The 16,806-nt window shown below is 59.6% G+C and carries 14 protein-coding genes and 1 pseudogene; 7 read left to right on the forward strand and 8 right to left on the reverse strand.

The window, feature by feature from the left end:
* Positions 1 to 31 precede the first annotated feature (31 nt).
* The 3 genes from galE to modE form a co-directional block, all read right to left on the reverse strand.
* A complete protein-coding gene (gene galE, locus DXX3274_RS07070) occupies positions 32 to 1,048 on the reverse strand; it encodes a UDP-glucose 4-epimerase GalE (protein ID WP_042859211.1) in 1,017 nt (338 codons plus the stop codon).
* A gap of 257 nt (positions 1,049 to 1,305) precedes the next feature.
* Positions 1,306 to 2,775 (reverse strand): molybdate ABC transporter ATP-binding protein ModF, encoded by a 1,470-nt coding sequence (gene modF / locus DXX3274_RS07075; protein WP_042859212.1) that lies wholly within the window; start codon positions 2,773 to 2,775, stop codon positions 1,306 to 1,308.
* An 84-nt stretch (positions 2,776 to 2,859) separates the two neighbouring features.
* Entirely contained in the window at positions 2,860 to 3,651 is a 792-nt protein-coding gene (modE, locus tag DXX3274_RS07080) for a molybdenum-dependent transcriptional regulator (protein WP_042859213.1), read from the reverse strand.
* Positions 3,652 to 3,848: 197 nt separating this feature from the next.
* Here modE and DXX3274_RS22715 point away from each other — a divergent pair, with 197 nt between their 5' ends.
* The 4 genes and pseudogenes from DXX3274_RS22715 (at position 3,849) to modC (ending at position 6,658) form a co-directional block, all read left to right on the forward strand.
* The gene (locus tag DXX3274_RS22715) at positions 3,849 to 3,998 is read left to right on the forward strand and encodes an AcrZ family multidrug efflux pump-associated protein (protein ID WP_038668761.1); all 150 of its coding nucleotides are present in this window, start codon (positions 3,849 to 3,851) and stop codon (positions 3,996 to 3,998) included.
* A 136-nt stretch (positions 3,999 to 4,134) separates the two neighbouring features.
* Positions 4,135 to 4,920, forward strand: coding sequence for a molybdate ABC transporter substrate-binding protein (modA, locus tag DXX3274_RS07090; protein WP_042859214.1), 786 nt, complete (start codon positions 4,135 to 4,137; stop codon positions 4,918 to 4,920).
* Positions 4,907 to 5,596 carry a molybdate ABC transporter permease subunit gene (modB, locus tag DXX3274_RS07095; protein ID WP_042859215.1) on the forward strand — a complete coding sequence of 230 codons (690 nt, stop codon included), beginning with the start codon at positions 4,907 to 4,909 and terminating at the stop codon, positions 5,594 to 5,596. The genes modA and modB overlap by 14 nt, the downstream gene beginning before the upstream one ends.
* Positions 5,596 to 6,658: pseudogene (modC, locus tag DXX3274_RS07100) on the forward strand (molybdenum ABC transporter ATP-binding protein ModC). The gene modB and the pseudogene modC overlap by 1 nt, the downstream one beginning before the upstream one ends.
* Positions 6,659 to 6,923: 265 nt before the next feature.
* Here the strand turns inward: modC and DXX3274_RS07105 are convergent.
* Positions 6,924 to 7,745 (reverse strand): pyridoxal phosphatase, encoded by an 822-nt coding sequence (locus DXX3274_RS07105; RefSeq protein ID WP_042859216.1) that lies wholly within the window; start codon positions 7,743 to 7,745, stop codon positions 6,924 to 6,926.
* A 198-nt stretch (positions 7,746 to 7,943) separates the two neighbouring features.
* Between DXX3274_RS07105 and pgl the strand changes: the two genes are divergently transcribed.
* Positions 7,944 to 8,939 (forward strand): 6-phosphogluconolactonase, encoded by a 996-nt coding sequence (gene pgl, locus DXX3274_RS07110; RefSeq protein ID WP_042859217.1) that lies wholly within the window; start codon positions 7,944 to 7,946, stop codon positions 8,937 to 8,939.
* Positions 8,940 to 9,002: 63 nt separating this feature from the next.
* On the opposite strand, the gene DXX3274_RS07115 is transcribed toward pgl, so the two are convergent.
* The 4 genes from DXX3274_RS07115 to metG all read right to left on the reverse strand — a co-directional run bounded on the left by DXX3274_RS07115 (position 9,003) and on the right by metG (position 14,437).
* On the reverse strand, positions 9,003 to 10,253 hold the full coding sequence (locus DXX3274_RS07115; protein ID WP_042859218.1) for an LVIVD repeat-containing protein: 1,251 nt from the start codon (positions 10,251 to 10,253) through the stop codon (positions 9,003 to 9,005).
* A gap of 24 nt (positions 10,254 to 10,277) precedes the next feature.
* The gene (locus DXX3274_RS07120) at positions 10,278 to 11,354 is read right to left on the reverse strand and encodes a sugar ABC transporter substrate-binding protein (protein WP_042859219.1); all 1,077 of its coding nucleotides are present in this window, start codon (positions 11,352 to 11,354) and stop codon (positions 10,278 to 10,280) included.
* A gap of 240 nt (positions 11,355 to 11,594) precedes the next feature.
* Positions 11,595 to 12,026: a VirK family protein gene (locus DXX3274_RS07125; protein WP_042859220.1), complete on the reverse strand. Its 432-nt coding sequence runs from the start codon at positions 12,024 to 12,026 to the stop codon at positions 11,595 to 11,597.
* Positions 12,027 to 12,403: 377 nt separating this feature from the next.
* Positions 12,404 to 14,437 carry a methionine--tRNA ligase gene (gene metG / locus DXX3274_RS07130; protein WP_042859221.1) on the reverse strand — a complete coding sequence of 678 codons (2,034 nt, stop codon included), beginning with the start codon at positions 14,435 to 14,437 and terminating at the stop codon, positions 12,404 to 12,406.
* 277 nt (positions 14,438 to 14,714) lie between these two features.
* On the opposite strand from metG, the gene apbC reads away from it, so the two are divergent.
* Entirely contained in the window at positions 14,715 to 15,824 is a 1,110-nt protein-coding gene (apbC, locus tag DXX3274_RS07135; protein WP_042859222.1) for an iron-sulfur cluster carrier protein ApbC, read from the forward strand.
* Between the two features lie 287 nt (positions 15,825 to 16,111).
* Positions 16,112 to 16,753, forward strand: coding sequence for a uridine kinase (gene udk, locus DXX3274_RS07140; protein ID WP_038668757.1), 642 nt, complete (start codon positions 16,112 to 16,114; stop codon positions 16,751 to 16,753).
* Positions 16,754 to 16,806 lie beyond the last annotated feature (53 nt).

The raw sequence follows: 16,806 nt of genomic DNA on the forward strand, positions 1-16,806 counted from the left end.
CGTCCTGAAAACGGTGTCTTATCACTGCCTGTCAGTCTGAAAAGCCATTCGGATGGCGGGACTGCCAGCGCCAGGTATCGGCGGCCATTTCGTCCAGCGTCCGGCTGACGCGCCAGTTAAGTTCGCGGGCGGCTTTTTCCGCGTCGGCCCAGTAAGCGGGCAGGTCGCCGTCACGGCGGGGCGCGAAATGGTACGGCAGTTGCTTGCCGCAGGCACGGCTGAAGGCTTCCACCACCTGCAGTACGCTGTAACCCACGCCGGCGCCGAGGTTATAGGTGTGTACGCCGGGCTTGCCGTGCAGGGTATTCATGGCGGCGACATGACCATCGGCCAAATCCACCACGTGGATATAATCCCGCACGCCGGTGCCGTCAGCGGTTGGATAATCGTTGCCGAAAATCGCCAGCGAGTCGCGGCGGCCCACCGCCACCTGGGCGATGTAAGGCATCAGGTTGTTGGGTACGCCCTGCGGATCTTCGCCCATTTCGCCTGAAGGATGCGCGCCCACCGGGTTGAAGTAGCGCAGCAGCACCACGCTCCAGTCCGGTTCCGCGCGCTGCAAATCCTGCAGGATCTGCTCCACCATCAGTTTGCTGCGACCGTAGGGGCTGGCAGGGGTGCCGGTGGGGAAACTTTCCTGATACGGGATCTGCGGCTGGTCGCCATACACGGTGGCGGAGGAGCTGAAAATCAGCGTCTTGACGCCCGCCTGTTTCATGGCTTCCACCAGCGTCAGCGTGCCGTACACGTTGTTGTCGTAGTAGCTGATGGGTTCGCGGACCGATTCGCCCACCGCCTTGAGACCGGCGAAGTGGATCACGGCGCCGATGTGATGTTCGGCAAAAATGGTCTGCAGCAGTGCGCGGTCGCGGATATCGCCCTGATAGAACACCGGCGCCTGTCCGCTGACACGGGTAATGGCGTCGGCCACGCTGGATTTGCTGTTGCACAGGTTGTCGAGAATAACCGGCTGATGGCCGGCGGCGATCAGTTGCACACAGGTATGACTGCCTATGTAACCGCTACCACCTGTAACCAATACTTTCATAATGACCTCTGTCGCAGAAAACTGATTGGAAAAATAGCATGACCATAGCAGGAAAAAGGTGATCAACGCCGTAAATAGCGATAATTAAGGCTGTAGGCTCACTTTTCACCCCTTCCCTGATCGAGTGAGCGACCAGCATAGCGCGATGTGGTGCCGGGTGAAATACGTTGCATTCTTTGTGGTAGCGTTATCACTAAATCGATCGCCAAAGCGCGTGAGGCGACGGTTTCGACTGCGGCGAAACCGTCTGTGAAAGGTCAGCGGTTTTCTATCTGGTAGCGGTAGCCGTCGTCGTGTGGCACAAAAGTCAGACGATGGGTGATGCAGTCCGGCGCGTCTTCCGCGTGGTGAGAGACGAACAGCAGTTGGGTTTGTCCCTGACCGATCAGAATATCCAGCCAGCGGCGGATAAGCTGACGGTTGAGCGGGTCCAATCCCTGCAGCGGTTCATCCAGGATCAGCAGTGCCGGGTGTTTCACCAGCGCGCGTACAATTAGCGCCAGCCGTTGCTGGCCCCAGGACAATGACTGGAACGGGGCGTCGGCCACGCTGTCCGGCAGGCCGAGCAGTTCCAGCCACTGGGCGGCGAGAAAGCGCTGGCGGTCCGACACCGCCTGATAAATGCCGATGGAATCGAAGAAGCCGGAGAGGATCACGTTGCGCACGCTGGTGCTGACGCGGTACTCCAGATGCAGGCTGCTGCTGACGTAGCCGATGTGACGCTTGATATCCCAGATGGTTTCGCCGCTGCCGCGCCGACGGCCGAACAGCGTCAGGTCATTGCTGTAGCCCTGCGGGTGGTCGCCGGTGATCAGGCTAAGCAGGGTGGATTTGCCCGCGCCGTTCGGCCCGACGATTTGCCAGTGCTGGCCCGGCAGTACTTCCCAGCTCAGGTCGTCCAGAATGCGGCGATCGTTGTAGCTCACCACGCCGTGCAGCAGACGAATACGCGGTTGATCCGGCGGCAAGGTCTGGCGCTGGGTCGGGTCTTCCGCTTCCGGTAGCGCGGTATCGGCCAGGGTTTCGCTGTGCGCCAGCTGCGACACCAGCGCATCGGACAAAATCGCCTCGCGGGCGCCTTGCCGGGTCAGGGTGCAATCCGCCAGCACGCCGACCTGGCCGACAAACGCCGGAATATCCTCGAAGCGGTTGAGAATCAGCACCAGTGTTTGCCCCTGTGCCGCCAGCGACGCCAGCAGGTCGGCTAACTGCGCGCGTGAGGCGACGTCCAGCCCGTCGAACGGTTCGTCGAGAATCAGCAGGTCCGGCTGCGCCATCAGCGCCTGACACAGCATGGTCTTGCGGGTTTCGCCGGTAGAGAGGTATTTGAAACGTCGGTCGAGCAGAGGGAGGATGCCGAATTGCGTCGCCAACTGGCGGCAGCGGTCGGCGTCGTGCACGCCGTCCTGGATCACCTCGGCGGTGGTACGCCCGGTGTCGTCCTCGTCGGCGCTTAGCATATCGGTGTTGTTGCGTTGCCACTCCAGCGACACCAACTGCTGCAACTGCTCGAAAGAGAGGCGCGCCACGCGCCGGAAGTCACACCGGCGCTGTCCTGACAACAGCAGCAGCTCGCCGGAGAGCGCGCGCGCCAGCGCCGACTTCCCGCTGCCGTTGGCGCCGACGAACGCCCAGCACTGATCCTGATGCAGCGTGAGTTCATCCAGACGCATCATCCGGGTATCGCTTAACCGGAACTGCGCCTGATGGATGTGCAGCAATGACATGATGATTCCCTTTGCGAAATGACAGAACTTCTACGGGTAAAGGGAAGCGGCCGGCTTGTCAAGGTGCGTTGTGCCGTGCGCGCGTTAGCACAGGGTGGCGATAATCACCCGGTCGGCGTTAAAACTGGCGTAAACCGCCATCTCCGGCTGCAGGCCCTGGCGCGTCACGTCATCATTGGGCAGGGTGGCGCACACCACTTCGCCGCCTTCCAGCGTGGCCAGTACTTCGCTTTGCGCCGGACCGGGCTGCAGATGGCTGATTCGGCCGGGCAGGACATTGTCGTGAGCGGGCGCGGGCGCGGTTTGCGGGGTGACGGCGACCCAGGGCGCTTTAATCAGCGCCAGCACTTCTTTGCCGCTGGTCAGTTGCAGCCGATCGGCGCTCTGCTGGGTTAGTGCGGCCTGAATGCGGGTACGGCCGTCCGCCAGCAGGATCGACAGATGCTGCTGTACCTGCTGCTGGTCGCGCTCCAGTACGGTGCCGAAAAACTGATTACGGGCGCTGGTCTGCAGCGAAAAGCGGGCGATGGCCGCCAGCAGGCTGTCCAGCGGCAGGGTATCATCCTGCAGCACATCGAAGGCTTTCTGCTGGATCTGCGCCAACAGGTCATACAGTTGCAACAGGCGTTCGCCGTAGCGCGTCAGCATCGCGCCGCCGCCGCCTTTGCCGCCGGTAGTGCGCTCGACGATGGTCTGCTCCGCCAGTTGGTTCATCTCGTTAATCGCGTCCCAGGCGCTTTTGTAGCTGATGTCGGCCAGCCGGGCTCCCTGACTGATGGAGCCGGTCTGCTGCACTTGCTTGAGCAGCGCGATGCGACGCGGGTCGGCGAATAGCCGCTGCTGGAGTTTCAGGGTAAGGAGAATTTCTGCTTGCATGGTCACATCCGTATCTGGGTCGCTAATCGTTTGTATTGTCATCGTTTTGCGCGAAACAGGCAAACCGCACAAATGGCCGCTCTAATTCCGGCGATTCAGGTAAACTCATCAGCAGTCATGGGGGTTAGGATAGTCTACCCTGAATCAATGAGAGGCTGGCGGCGCGACGGCCAGCCACGATGAAAGACGAGGTCGATATGTTGGAATTGCTGAAAAGCCTGCTGTTTGCGGTGTGCATGGTGCCGGTAATGATGGCGCTGATTCTGGGAGCCATTTATGGGTTGGGCGAAGTCTTCAACCTGTTTTCCGCCATCGGTCATCGCGAGTCGGCTGCGGCGCGCAAATAATCCCTTCCCAGATTTCCCTTTCTGACGAATCCGGCATTTGCCGGATTTTTTTTGCTTAAGAACAATGACAAGGCGGTCAAGATTCGGTATTTATCGTTATGTTACTAACTACACAACGAAAACCTCGGGAGACAAAATGAAACAGCAATGGACTTACTGGCTGACCGCTGCCGCGTTAACGCTGGGTATGAGCGCGAATACGGCGCTGGCGCAGGACAAGGTAACCGTGTTTGCCGCCGCTTCGCTGACCAATGCGTTGCAGGATATCGCCGCGCAATATCAGAAGGAAAAACAGGTTTCCATCGTGGCGTCTTACGCCTCGTCGTCGACGCTGGCGCGTCAGATTGAACAAGGGGCGCCTGCCGACCTGTTCATCTCGGCGGATCAGCAGTGGATGGATTACGCCCAGGGCAAGCAACTGACCGAAAACGACACCCGTTACACCCTGCTGGGCAATGAACTGGTGGTGATTGCGCCCAAGTCTTCCGACACCAAAGGGTTCAAGATCGATGACAAAACCGACTGGAAAGGCCTGCTGAAAGGCGGACGTCTGTCGGTGGGCGACCCGGATCACGTGCCGGCCGGCATCTACGCCAAAGAGGCGTTGCAGAAACTGAATGCCTGGGACACGCTGTCGCCGCTGATGGCCCGCGCCAATGACGTGCGTGCCGCCATGGTGCTGGTAGAACGCGAAGAAGCCCCGCTGGGGATTGTTTACGGTTCGGATGCGGTCGCCAGCACCAAAGTGAAAGTGGTCGGCATTTTCCCGGCCAATACCCACAAACCGGTGGAATACCCGATGGCTATCGTCAAAGGGCACAACACCCCGGCGGTCAAAGCCTTCTTTGACTACCTGAAAACGCCTCAGGCGGCGGTGGTGTTTAAACAATACGGATTCACGCCGGTTAATGCTGCTCAGTGATTACGAATGGCAGGCGGTCTCGCTGAGCCTCAAGGTATCGCTGGTGGCGGTCAGTTGTAGTCTGCCGCTGGGCATTCTGGCCGCCTGGGTGCTGGCGCGTTGCCGCTTTGTCGGCAAGTCGCTGCTGGACAGCGTGATCCACCTGCCGCTGGTGTTGCCGCCGGTGGTGATCGGCTATTTGTTGCTGATCATCATGGGGCGCAAAGGCGTGGTAGGCAGTTGGCTCTATAGCTGGTTCGGTTTCAGCTTCAGTTTTAGCTGGCATGGCGCGGCGCTGGCCTCGGCGGTGGTGGCGTTCCCGCTGATGGTGCGTGCCATCCGGCTGGCGCTGGAAGCGGTGGATACCCGGCTGGAGCTGGCGGCGCGCACGCTTGGCGCCGGCCGCTGGCGGGTGTTTTTCACCATCACGCTGCCGTTGACGTTGCCCGGCATCATTGTCGGCACCGTACTGGCGTTCGCCCGTTCGCTGGGGGAGTTCGGCGCCACCATCACCTTTGTTTCCAACATTCCAGGTGAAACCCGCACCATCCCGAATGCCATGTATACGCTGATTGAAACGCCGGGCGCGGAAATGCAGGCCGCCCGGTTGTGTCTCATCGCCATCGCGCTGTCGCTGGTGTCGTTGTTGTTGTCGGAATGGCTCACGCGCTGGAGCCGCAAGCGGTTGGGGGGATAATGCTGCAACTGGATTTTACTCAGCAACTGGGCGACCTGACGCTCAACGTCGCCACCCAGCTTCCCGCCAGCGGGATTACCGCCGTATTCGGGGTATCCGGCGCCGGTAAAACATCGCTGATCAACGCTATTGTCGGCCTGACCCGACCGGATAAGGGACGGATTCAGCTTAACGACCGGGTACTGTCCGATCAGGATAAAGGCGTGCGTGTTCCTGCCGCCTGAAAAACGGCGCATCGGCTACGTTTTTCAGGATGCGCGGCTATTTCCGCACTACCGGGTGTTGGGGAATCTGCGTTACGGCATGGCGGCGCAGATGCAGGCGCAGTTCGACGATATCGTGCAGTTGCTCGGTATCGGGCATTTGCTCAAGCGTTACCCGCTCACCTTGTCCGGCGGCGAAAAACAGCGGGTGGCGATTGGCCGCGCGCTGCTGACCGCGCCGGAACTGTTGCTGATGGATGAGCCGCTGGCATCGCTGGATGTGCCGCGCAAGCGCGAGCTGCTGCCTTATCTGGAGCGGCTGGCGCGCGAGGTTAACACGCCGATCCTGTATGTCAGCCACAGTCTGGAAGAGGTACTGCGGCTGGCGGACAAGGTGCTGGTGCTGGACAAAGGGCAGGTTAAGGCTCAGGGTTCGCTGGAAGAGGTGTGGGCCAGTAACGCGCTGCGGGCCTGGCTGCCGCGCGAGGAACAGAGCAGTATCCTGAAGGTGACGGTGATGGAGCACCACCCGCATTACGCCATGACCGCGCTGTCGCTGGGCGAACAGCATCTGTGGGTTGGGCGCGTCGACGCGCCGCTCGCCTCGGCGCTGCGTATTCGCATCAATGCGGCGGACGTGTCGCTGGTGACGCAGCGCCCGACGGCGAGCAGTATCCGCAACGTGCTGTCCGCCAGGGTGATGGAGTGCCTTGACGTGGGCGAGCAGGTTGAAGTCAAACTGGATATCGGCGGGCAGGTTCTGTGGGCGCGCATTACTCCCTGGGCGCGGGACGAGCTGGCGTTGACCTCCGGGCAGAGCCTGTACGCTCAGATCAAGAGCGTGTCGATTACGGCTTAACATCTGACCTGACTTAGAGCCTATCCCAGTAGGCGTTATTGGCGCAGCCAGTTTGGACACGGACAGCGCGCAGACAACATGCGTTGCATGTTGAACGGACAAAGTGCTTTGTCCGGCCCAACGGGCGAGCGCAGCGAGTAAACCGGAGCGTACACGGAGTTCGTGAGGATTTCGAGCACTGCCCAGGGCCAAAATGGCAAGTGAAATAGCCCTAATGGGATAGTCTCTTAGACACGGCCCCCGTTTCGGCGGGGACCGTAGCGGTTCAGGCCAGCACCCGGCTGCGAATCACCTCGGCGATGCCGGGTTGCTCGTTATGACCAATCACCAGCCTGGCGTGCGCTTTCACTTCGTCGGCGCTGTTGCCCATCGCTACCCCCAGCCCGGCGGCCGACAGCATGCTGATGTCGTTGAAATTGTCGCCGAACGCCACCACCTCGTTCATGCTGAATCCTTGCGATTCCACCCAGCGCTGCAGCAGGCGGCCCTTGTTGTTGCCGGTCTGGGCGATATCCACCTGATCCATCCACGACCATTCGCAGGCCAGACCCAGTTCCTGCTCCACCAGATGGGCGAAGTCGTTCAGGGCGGCGGTATCGGTGTGGTGGGTGGCGAATTTCCAGATTGAACGGGTGTGGTCGGTGGCGGCCAGCAGGTCGTCCACTTGGCGAAACATCGGGCGTTGCGACTCGGGCAGATTTTCCGCCCAGGCCTGAGTGCGGGTAATGTGACCGGTAATATGCTGGTAGAGCATGGCGTCGTCCGCGTACATCAGGCCGTGGATAGCAAACTGCTGCAACCGTTGCAGGACGCTTTTGGCTTGCGCCGGCGTAAGCGGATTGGCTTCGGCGGTCTGCCCGGTCTGGTAGTCGTACAGGTAGGTGCCGTTGCAGCAGATCGCCGGAGTATCCAGCGCCAGCGCCTGATAAAACGGATGGATCGCCGAATGGTGGCGACCGGTCACGATGATGACCTTGATGCCCGCTTGTCTGGCTTGCGCCAGCGCCTGCAACGATTCCGGCAGAATGGTTTTCTTTTGCGTTAACAGCGTGCCGTCCAGATCGAGGGCAATGATGCGATAGGTCATGGTATTCTCATCGGGTTATCGGGTTCACTTCTTCCCGATGGTACACTGTCAGCCGCCCTGATCAACAGGCCCTTTTTCCGTGCTGGTTCTTATGCGAACGTCATCACCGATAAGAGTCACCACCGATAAACGAGAGCATAGCCTGAGCGTAACGAGGCGCGCGCCTGCCGCCTCATTGAGGCCAACAAGGAGAATCGAATGCAGCAAGTGGTTTATATCGCCAGTCCGGAAAGCCAGCAGATCCATGTCTGGCAACTCGCTTCCAGCGGAGAATTGAGCTTGTTACAGGTGGTTGAGGTGCCCGGACAGGTGCAGCCGATGGTGATCGCGCCGGATCAGCGCCACCTGTATGTCGGTGTGCGCCCTGAGTTTCGCGTGCTCAGCTACCGTATTGACGAACAGGGGAAACTGAGCGAAGCCGGCGTAGCGCCGCTGCCGGGCAGCCCGACGCATCTGTCCACCGATCACGCCGGGCGTTTCCTGTTCAGCGCGTCTTACAGCAACGCCTGCGTCAGCGTCAGCCCGATTGGCGAAGACGGCGTGGCGCAGGCGCCGATCCAGCAACTGGATGGGCTGGAAGGCTGCCACTCCACCAATATCGACCCGGCTAACCGCGTACTGTGGGCGCCATGCCTGAAAGAAGACCGTATCCGGCTGTACGATGTCGGCGGCGATGGCCGTCTGGCCGAGCATCAGCCTGCCGAGCAGCGTGCGGCTGCCGGCGCCGGGCCGCGTCATATGGCGTACCATCCGAATAACCGTTTTACCTATTGCATCAACGAGCTGAACAGCTCGGTGGATGTGTTCGAACTGGACGCACAGGGCGAAGGCCGCCGCATCCAGACGCTGAACGCCATGCCGGCTGATTTCACCGATACCTGCTGGGCGGCGGATATCCACATCACGCCGGACGGCCGCCACCTGTACACCACCGATCGCACCGCCAGCCTGCTGAGTATTTTCCAGGTGTCGGCGCAGGACGGCACGCTGACGCTGGTCGGTCACCAGCCGACGGAAGCCCAGCCGCGCGGCTTTAATATCGACCACCGCGGCCAGTTCCTGATCGCTGCCGGTCAGAAATCCCATCACATTGAAGTCTATCGTATCCAGCCGGATAACGGCGGCCTGACGCCGCTGGCCCGCTATCCGGTCGGTCAGGGTCCGATGTGGGTGTCGGTACTGGCGTTGGATTAATTACTGACGCAAGAGACGGCGAGAATGCGCGCTACCGGACGGCGGCGCGCATTCTCCCGGCGGTTAGCCGCGGTATTCGATAATCGACAATCCGGCGTTGTAGTCGGTGCTGTAGATAATCCCTTGCGCATCGACAAACACGTCGCAGGACTGAATCACCCGCGGCCGACCGGGGCGTTTGTCCATCATGCGCTCAGGCGCGGCAGGCACCAGCGCGCCGGTTTCTTTCGGTCGATACGGGTTGCTGATGTCGTAAGCGCGCACCCCGGCGTTTTGGTAGGTGGCGAAGATCAGTGTCGAACTAATAAAGCTGCCCGGCCGGTTTTCATGCAAATTATGCGGGCCGAAGTGCGCCCCTTTTTTCACATAATCGGTTTCGTTGGGCTGCGGGAAGGTGGCGATGCTCACCGGATTGGACGGTTCGCGGATATCGAACACCCAAATCAGTTTTTCGCCGTCTTCCTGATTATCCAGCACCGCTTCATCCAGCACGATCAGCAGGTCGCGATCCGGCAACGGCAACGCGGTATGGGTGCCGCCGCCAAACGGCGGGCTCCAGTTGCGGTGGCTGATGAGTGTCGGCTGAGTGCGGTCGCTCACGTCCAGCAGCGTCAGGCCGCCGTCACGCCAGCTACCGTAGGCGGTATCGCCGCTGACGATGGCATGATGCAGCGCGTAGCGTTTGCCTTGCGGCCAGTCCGGCGTTTCGCCGCCGGCGGTGTGCATGCCCGGCAGCCAGTAACGGCCGGCAACTTCCGGTTTACGCGGGTCGGCCAGGTCGATGGTCAGAAAAATGTAGTCGCTGTAGCCATCCAGCAGCGCGGAGACGTACGCCCAGCGGCCGCCCACGTACCAGATGCGGTGGATACCGATGCCGTCCAGCGGCAGAAAGCTGATTTCCCTCGGCTGGTCTGGGGTGGAAATATCAAAGATCCTCAGCCCCGCGCTCCAGCTTTTATCCTGTGTGCCGGTGCTGACCGTCTCCGCCACGGAGCGAGTGTAGTAGACTTTTTCTTGTGCGAAACGGGCATCGGCGAACAGATCGCGGGCGTTAACCACCAGCAATAGGTCATCGTGGGTTTGCAGATGGATGTTCCAGGTGCCCGGCGGCGCGGCGATGAAGCCGGCCGGTTTGGGATTTTTCGGGTCTCGCACGTCAACGATGGAAACGCCCTGGGACACCATGTGTCCAATATAGGCGTAACCTCGGTGAACCATGACCTGTACGCCATCAGGGCGCCCGCCCTGATCGCTGTGTCCAATCAGCCGCATATTGCGGCTGTATTCCGGCATGGGCAGGGGCGTTGATGCCATATAAGCCTCCGTTATGACAGACTTTTATTTACTTTTGGCTTCCAGTGTAGCAAACCACGGCGCAATAAAGTCAGTGGTCTGGCCCCAGCCCGGGATGATTTTCGCCAGCCCTGTTACGTTGACCGGGCCCGGCTGGCTTGCCAGCAATGCCTGCGGAATACTGGCGGCGCGGAATTCGTAGGTTGCCGGCGTCGGCTCGCCGGCGATCTTGTTGGCGACCAGACGCAGGTTGACCTTGCCGATCAGCTTCGGATCCACCGCCACGCTTACTTTCCACGGGCTGTTGGCTTCGCGCATCAGTTGCAGGTCCTGATTGGAAATATCGATGCTATACAGTTTGATTTCGGTGCGGCCGTTCTCTTTCAGCGCCTTGTACGCACCCTGACTGAAAGCATCCCAGGCGCCCCAGATGGCGTCAATCTTGCCTTTCGGGTATTTCGCCAGAATCGCGCCCACTTTATTGGCGGTATCGCCCTGCACGTCAGAGGAAACCGCGCCGATGGATTCCAGTTCTTTAATGCCCGGATTGTCTTTCAGAATTTGCTGGTAAGCCGTCTGACGACGCTCCATCGGCGGGAAACCGGCGACCCACAGTTTGATGATGTTGGCTTTACCGTTGAAATCCTTCACCAACTGGCCCAACGATTCGTTGGTCAGCGAAGCGTCGTCCTGCTGGGTAACGGTGACGCCCGGAATCGTGCGATCCACCGCGGTGTCAAACACCGCCACCTTGATGCCGCTGTCGACAATGCGCTGAATCAGTTCGGTGGAATAGGGCGCGCGGCCCTGCGACAGAATGATGCCGTCGTATTTCTGGCTGATGGCCTGATTGACGAAGTCCTGAAATTTGGCGTCGTCGCCGTTGCTCAGGAAGGTGCTTACCTTGAATCCCAGCTTCTTGCCTTCTTCCAGTACGCCGGAAACGAACTGGGTGGTGTTGTCGTCCGAACCGAGATTACGGATCACGGCGATGCGCACCGGTCCCTGATGGTTGGCGATGACGGCCGGAACGGGCGCTGCGGTAGCCGGCGTCTCCGCGGCCAGCGTGGAGAACGAGGCTGTCAGGCTCAGAGCCAGCAGTGCGACAGGGAATTTCTTCATGATCAATCCTCGGTGTTGTGAAATCAGGTTTGCCAGTTTTATGGATATCTTTATGTCTGGATGTCTATTTGAGTGATGAGGAATCATAGCGGGTAACGCCACAGCGTGCAAAGGGGGCGAGTTATGTCTTTTAGGTTTAGCTTATAACTTTTTGTTCAATGAGATACGGCGGGCCAACTGGCGGGAAACGCGCGGAAAAGAAACGCGCCCGACCAGCCGACCGGGCGCGTTTGGCAAGACTTACTGTACGAAGAAACCGATATCCTGACCCAGTTTACACAGGTAGCTCAGGGTATTGCCGCGCTGTTGCAGGCTAGGCAGGTTGTACATGTAGGTGGTGAAACGCACCGTGTTGTCCGGCTGAACCTGATAACGCATGAACTGCTGAATCGGCGTGCCGTCGTTGGCGACGGTGAAGTGCTCGTCGCTGAACGACAGCGTACCGCTATCAATCAGGCGATACGCATTGATGTGCAGGCCGCCGCGGGTCTTGCTGGCCGGGGTGCCATCCTGCGGCGTACAGGCGGACAGGTCGATGGTGACATTGACGCTGCGCCCTTTATTCAGCGAAGTAATCACCTCATCGGCGCTTTTCAGCGATTTGGACGCTATAGCCGGCGTCGCGGCGGCAAGCAGGGCTGCGCTCAACAGCAAAGGGGTAATACGGGACATTCGACATTCCTCCATGATCGATGATAGGCATGGCGTCGTGACCATCACGCACGGCGCGAAGGTGCAGGCCAACTCGCACGCAGCTAAGTGCGTGGCGTGATAATCACGACCAGGCACTGTTTATCACGACTGTGGCGAAAGCGCTATGCTGTTTATCCGAATAACGACATGGTCAGAGGTGTGAACAGCGTAAGGCGGGAAGAGAACGGCGTGGCGACGAAGCGGTGTCGTGACGAAATAGTACGTTGATAAATACAGTGTGTTGATAAATACAGTGCGTTGATAAAGATAGTGCGGTGAAAAAATAGTACTTTGAAAAAATAGTACGTTGACGAATAGCGCATCAGGCCGGGCGAACCGGCCTGATGCGAGCAGGCTTACTTGATTTGCATCCCCGGCTGGGCGCCGCTGTCGGGACTCAGCAGGAAAATGTCTTTCCCGCCGGGGCCGGCGGCCATCACCATGCCTTCGGACACCCCAAAGCGCATTTTACGCGGCGCCAGGTTGGCGACCATTACGGTCAGGCGGCCTTCCAGCGCGGACGGATCAGGGTAAGCGGCGCGGATGCCGGAGAACACCTGACGGGTCTGGCCGCCCAGATCCAACGTCAGACGCAACAGCTTGTCCGAGCCATCCACCAGTTCGGCTTTCTGGATCAAGGCGACGCGCATGTCCACTTTGTCGAAATCGGCGAAGTCGATGGTGTCCTGAATCGGGTTGTCGGCCAGCGGGCCGGATACCGGTTTGGCGGCTGCCGCGGCGGCTTCCTCTTTGGAGGCGTCGACCATACCCTGTACCTGCGCGATGTCGATACGGTTGAACAGCGCCTTGAACGCGCCAACCTGATGGTTTGTCAACGGCTGCGCCAGCGTGTCCCAGCGCAGTTCGCTCTGCAGAAACGCTTCGGCGCGTTCCGACAGCGACGGCAGTACCGGCTTCAGGTAGGTCATCAGTACGCGGAACAGGTTGATGCCCATCGAGCAAATCGCCTGCAGGTCGGCGTCGCGGCCTTCCTGTTTGGCGACTACCCACGGCGCCTGCTCGTCGACATAGCGGTTGGCGAGGTCCGCCAGCGCCATGATTTCACGGACAGCCTTGCCGGATTCACGGCTGCTGTAGGCATCGGCGATGGTCTGCGCCGCGTCGATGAAGGTTTGATACAGCGCCGGATCCGCCAGTTGGTCGGCCAGCTTGCCGTCAAAGCGTTTGTTGATGAAACCGGCGTTGCGCGAAGCCAGATTGACCACCTTGTTGACGATGTCGGCGTTCACGCGCTGCACGAAATCTTCCAGATTGAGGTCGATGTCATCAATACGGGAAGAAAGCTTGGCGGCGTAGTAGTAACGCAGGCAGTCGGCGTCCAGATGCTTCAGGTAGGTGTCGGCCTTGATGAAGGTGCCGCGCGACTTGGACATCTTGGCGCCGTTAACGGTCACATAGCCGTGCACGAACAGGTTGGTCGGCTTGCGGAAACCGCTGCCTTCCAGCATCGCCGGCCAGAACAGGCTGTGGAAGTAAACGATGTCCTTGCCGATGAAGTGGTACAGTTCGGTGCTGGAATCTTTACGCCAGAACTCATCGAAGCTGAGGTCGCCGCGCTTGTCGCACAGGTTTTTGAACGACCCCATGTAGCCGATCGGCGCGTCCAGCCAGACGTAGAAATATTTGCCCGGCGCGTCCGGCACTTCGAAACCGAAATAGGGCGCGTCGCGGGTGATATCCCACTGTTGCAGCCCGGCGTCGAACCACTCCTGCATCTTGTTGGCGACCTGCTCCTGCAACGCGCCGGAACGGGTCCAGCTTTGCAGCATGTCGCTGAACGCCGGCAGGTCGAAGAAGAAGTGCTCGGATTCGCGCATCACCGGCGTGGCGCCGGATACCGCGGATTTCGGCTCGATCAGCTCGGTCGGGCTGTAGGTGGCGCCGCACACTTCGCAGTTGTCGCCGTACTGGTCCGGCGCCTTGCATTTCGGGCAGGTGCCTTTCACAAAGCGATCCGGCAGGAACATGCTTTTTTCCGGGTCGAACAGCTGGGAAATGGTACGGTTTTTGATAAAACCGTTTTCCTTCAGCCGGCGGTAAATCAACCCGGACAACTCGCGGTTCTCCTCGCTGTGCGTGGAGTGGTAGTTGTCGTAGCTGATGTTGAACCCGGCGAAATCCTGCTGGTGTTCCTGACTCACCGTCGCAATCATCTGCTCCGGCGCTACGCCCATCTGCTGCGCTTTGAGCATGATTGGCGTGCCGTGGGCGTCGTCCGCACAAATAAAGTGGACCTGACTGCCGCGCATTCGCTGGTAACGGACCCAGATATCCGCCTGAATGTGTTCGAGCATGTGGCCAAGGTGGATCGGACCGTTAGCATAAGGCAGCGCGCACGTTACCAAAATTTTGTTTGCGACTTGAGTCATAGTGGGGAACTTGCTTGTTGGTTGGTGAATGAATTAAGAAGGAGTCCTGATGTTACCCCATCGCGCCTTGATGCGTAAACCTTGGGGCGAGGCGGGCTCCAACAAAACCCGCGCTTCCCGCGTTATATAGCGGGAAGGCAAGGTTTGAGTGGCGCCGGGCGAGGGGCGGTTCCGCCGTTTTTTCAGCGCCGGGACATTGGCGATACACCCACGCGCGGGCGTTCTGCTATGCTAGGGCGGTTTTTATAACGACTTTAATTCAACTCAAGGAGCCGGGATGAACGATAAACTCCCTGCGCAAAACCCCGAGATGTTGCGCGCCATGGTGAACGGCGTGCTGTCCTCCTTTACGCACCCGACGCTGAAAAATAACCTGACCACGCTTAATGCGCTGCACCATTGCGCGCTGCTGGACGATGTGTTGCATATCGAACTGACCATGCCGTTTGTCTGGCTGAGCGGCCTGACGGATCTGAAAGACAGCGTTAGCGAAGAATTGCTGCGCCTTTGCGGCGCTCGTGAAGTGGAATGGCGGTTGACCCATAACGTCGCCACGCTGCGCCGCGTCAACAATCAGGCGGGCGTCAAGGGCGTGAAGAACATTATCGCCGTCACTTCCGGCAAGGGCGGCGTAGGAAAGTCCAGCACCGCGGTGAACATGGCGCTGGCGCTGGCGGCCGAAGGAGCCAGCGTCGGCATTCTGGACGCGGATATCTACGGGCCGTCCATCCCGACCATGCTGGGCGCGGCCAGCGAGCGGCCGACCTCGCCGGACGGGCAGCATATGGCGCCGATCATGGCGCACGGTCTTGCCACCAACTCCATCGGCTATCTGGTTACCGACGATAACGCCATGGTGTGGCGCGGGCCGATGGCCAGCAAGGCGTTGCTGCAACTGTTGCAGGATACGCTGTGGCCGGATCTGGATTATCTGGTGCTGGACATGCCGCCGGGCACCGGCGACATCCAGCTCACGCTGGCGCAGAACGTGCCGGTCACCGGCGCGGTGGTGGTGACCACCCCGCAGGATATCGCGCTGGTGGATGCGATGAAGGGCATCGTGATGTTCGAGAAGGTGCAGGTGCCGGTGCTGGGCATCGTGGAGAACATGAGCGTGCACATCTGTAGCAACTGCGGTCATCTGGAGCCGATTTTCGGCACCGGCGGCGCGCAGAAGCTGGCGGAAAAATACCACTGCGCCTTACTGGGCCAGTTGCCGCTGCACATTTCTCTACGCGAGGACCTGGATCGCGGCGAACCGACCGTGGTCAGCCAGCCGGACAGCGAATTCACCCAGTTGTACCGCGAACTGGCGGGGCAGGTGGCGGCCCAGCTGTACTGGCAGGGCGAGGTGATCCCGACGGAGATCGCGTTCCGCGCGGTGTGATCTCGTCCGGCGGATACCGTGATTCGGCGTGGTATCCGCTGTCTTTGGCATCCGGCGGCATGTCGCGGTCGGATGCCGTTCGTACCGATAGCATAAGCCCGCGTAATACTGGCGCGAATCGTGCTAACTCCCTATAATTGCCGCGTCCAGACTCCTCAGGCTGTGTCCCGCAATGAATCATGCATGCTGCTGATGGCTATCCTTCGGCGCACAACCCGGCGCAAGCCGCGTCCGAACAGTCTGGTATGTCCCCCTCCTTATTTTTTGTTACTCAGGTCTTTATTGCCATGACTGATAAGTCTCGCCAGTGTGTCATCATCGGGATTGCCGGCGCGTCCGCATCCGGAAAAAGTCTTATTGCCAGCACCCTGTACCGCGAATTGCGCGATCAGGTGGGTGATGAACACATTGGCGTCATCCCGGAAGACAGTTACTACAAGGATCAATCCCACCTGACCATGGAAGAACGGGTCAAAACCAACTACGACCACCCCAGTTCGATGGATCACAGCCTGCTGCTGCAACATCTGCAGATGCTTAAGGCCGGTCAGCCGATCGCGTTGCCGCAGTACAGCTATGTGCAGCATACGCGTTTGCAGGAAACGCTGCATATGGCGCCGAAAAAGGTGATTATTCTTGAAGGTATTCTGCTGTTGACCGATGCCCGGCTGCGTGAAGAACTGAATTTTTCCATTTTTGTCGATACCCCGCTGGATATCTGCCTGATGCGCCGTATGCGCCGCGATGTTAATGAACGCGGCCGTTCGATGGATTCCGTGATGGAGCAATACCAGAAAACGGTGCGCCCGATGTTCCTGCAGTTCATCGAACCGTCCAAGCAATATGCGGACATCATCGTGCCGCGCGGCGGCAAGAACCGCATCGCCATTGATATTCTGAAGGCGAAAATCAGCCAGTTCTTTGAGTAGGCTGTTCGTTGAGAAAACCCTTAAAGCAGGTGGAACCGGCATGGTATTTCCGG

Origin of the sequence: Dickeya sp. NCPPB 3274, from assembly GCF_000406205.1 — a bacterium.
In the GTDB taxonomy this organism is placed as follows: domain Bacteria; phylum Pseudomonadota; class Gammaproteobacteria; order Enterobacterales; family Enterobacteriaceae; genus Dickeya; species Dickeya fangzhongdai.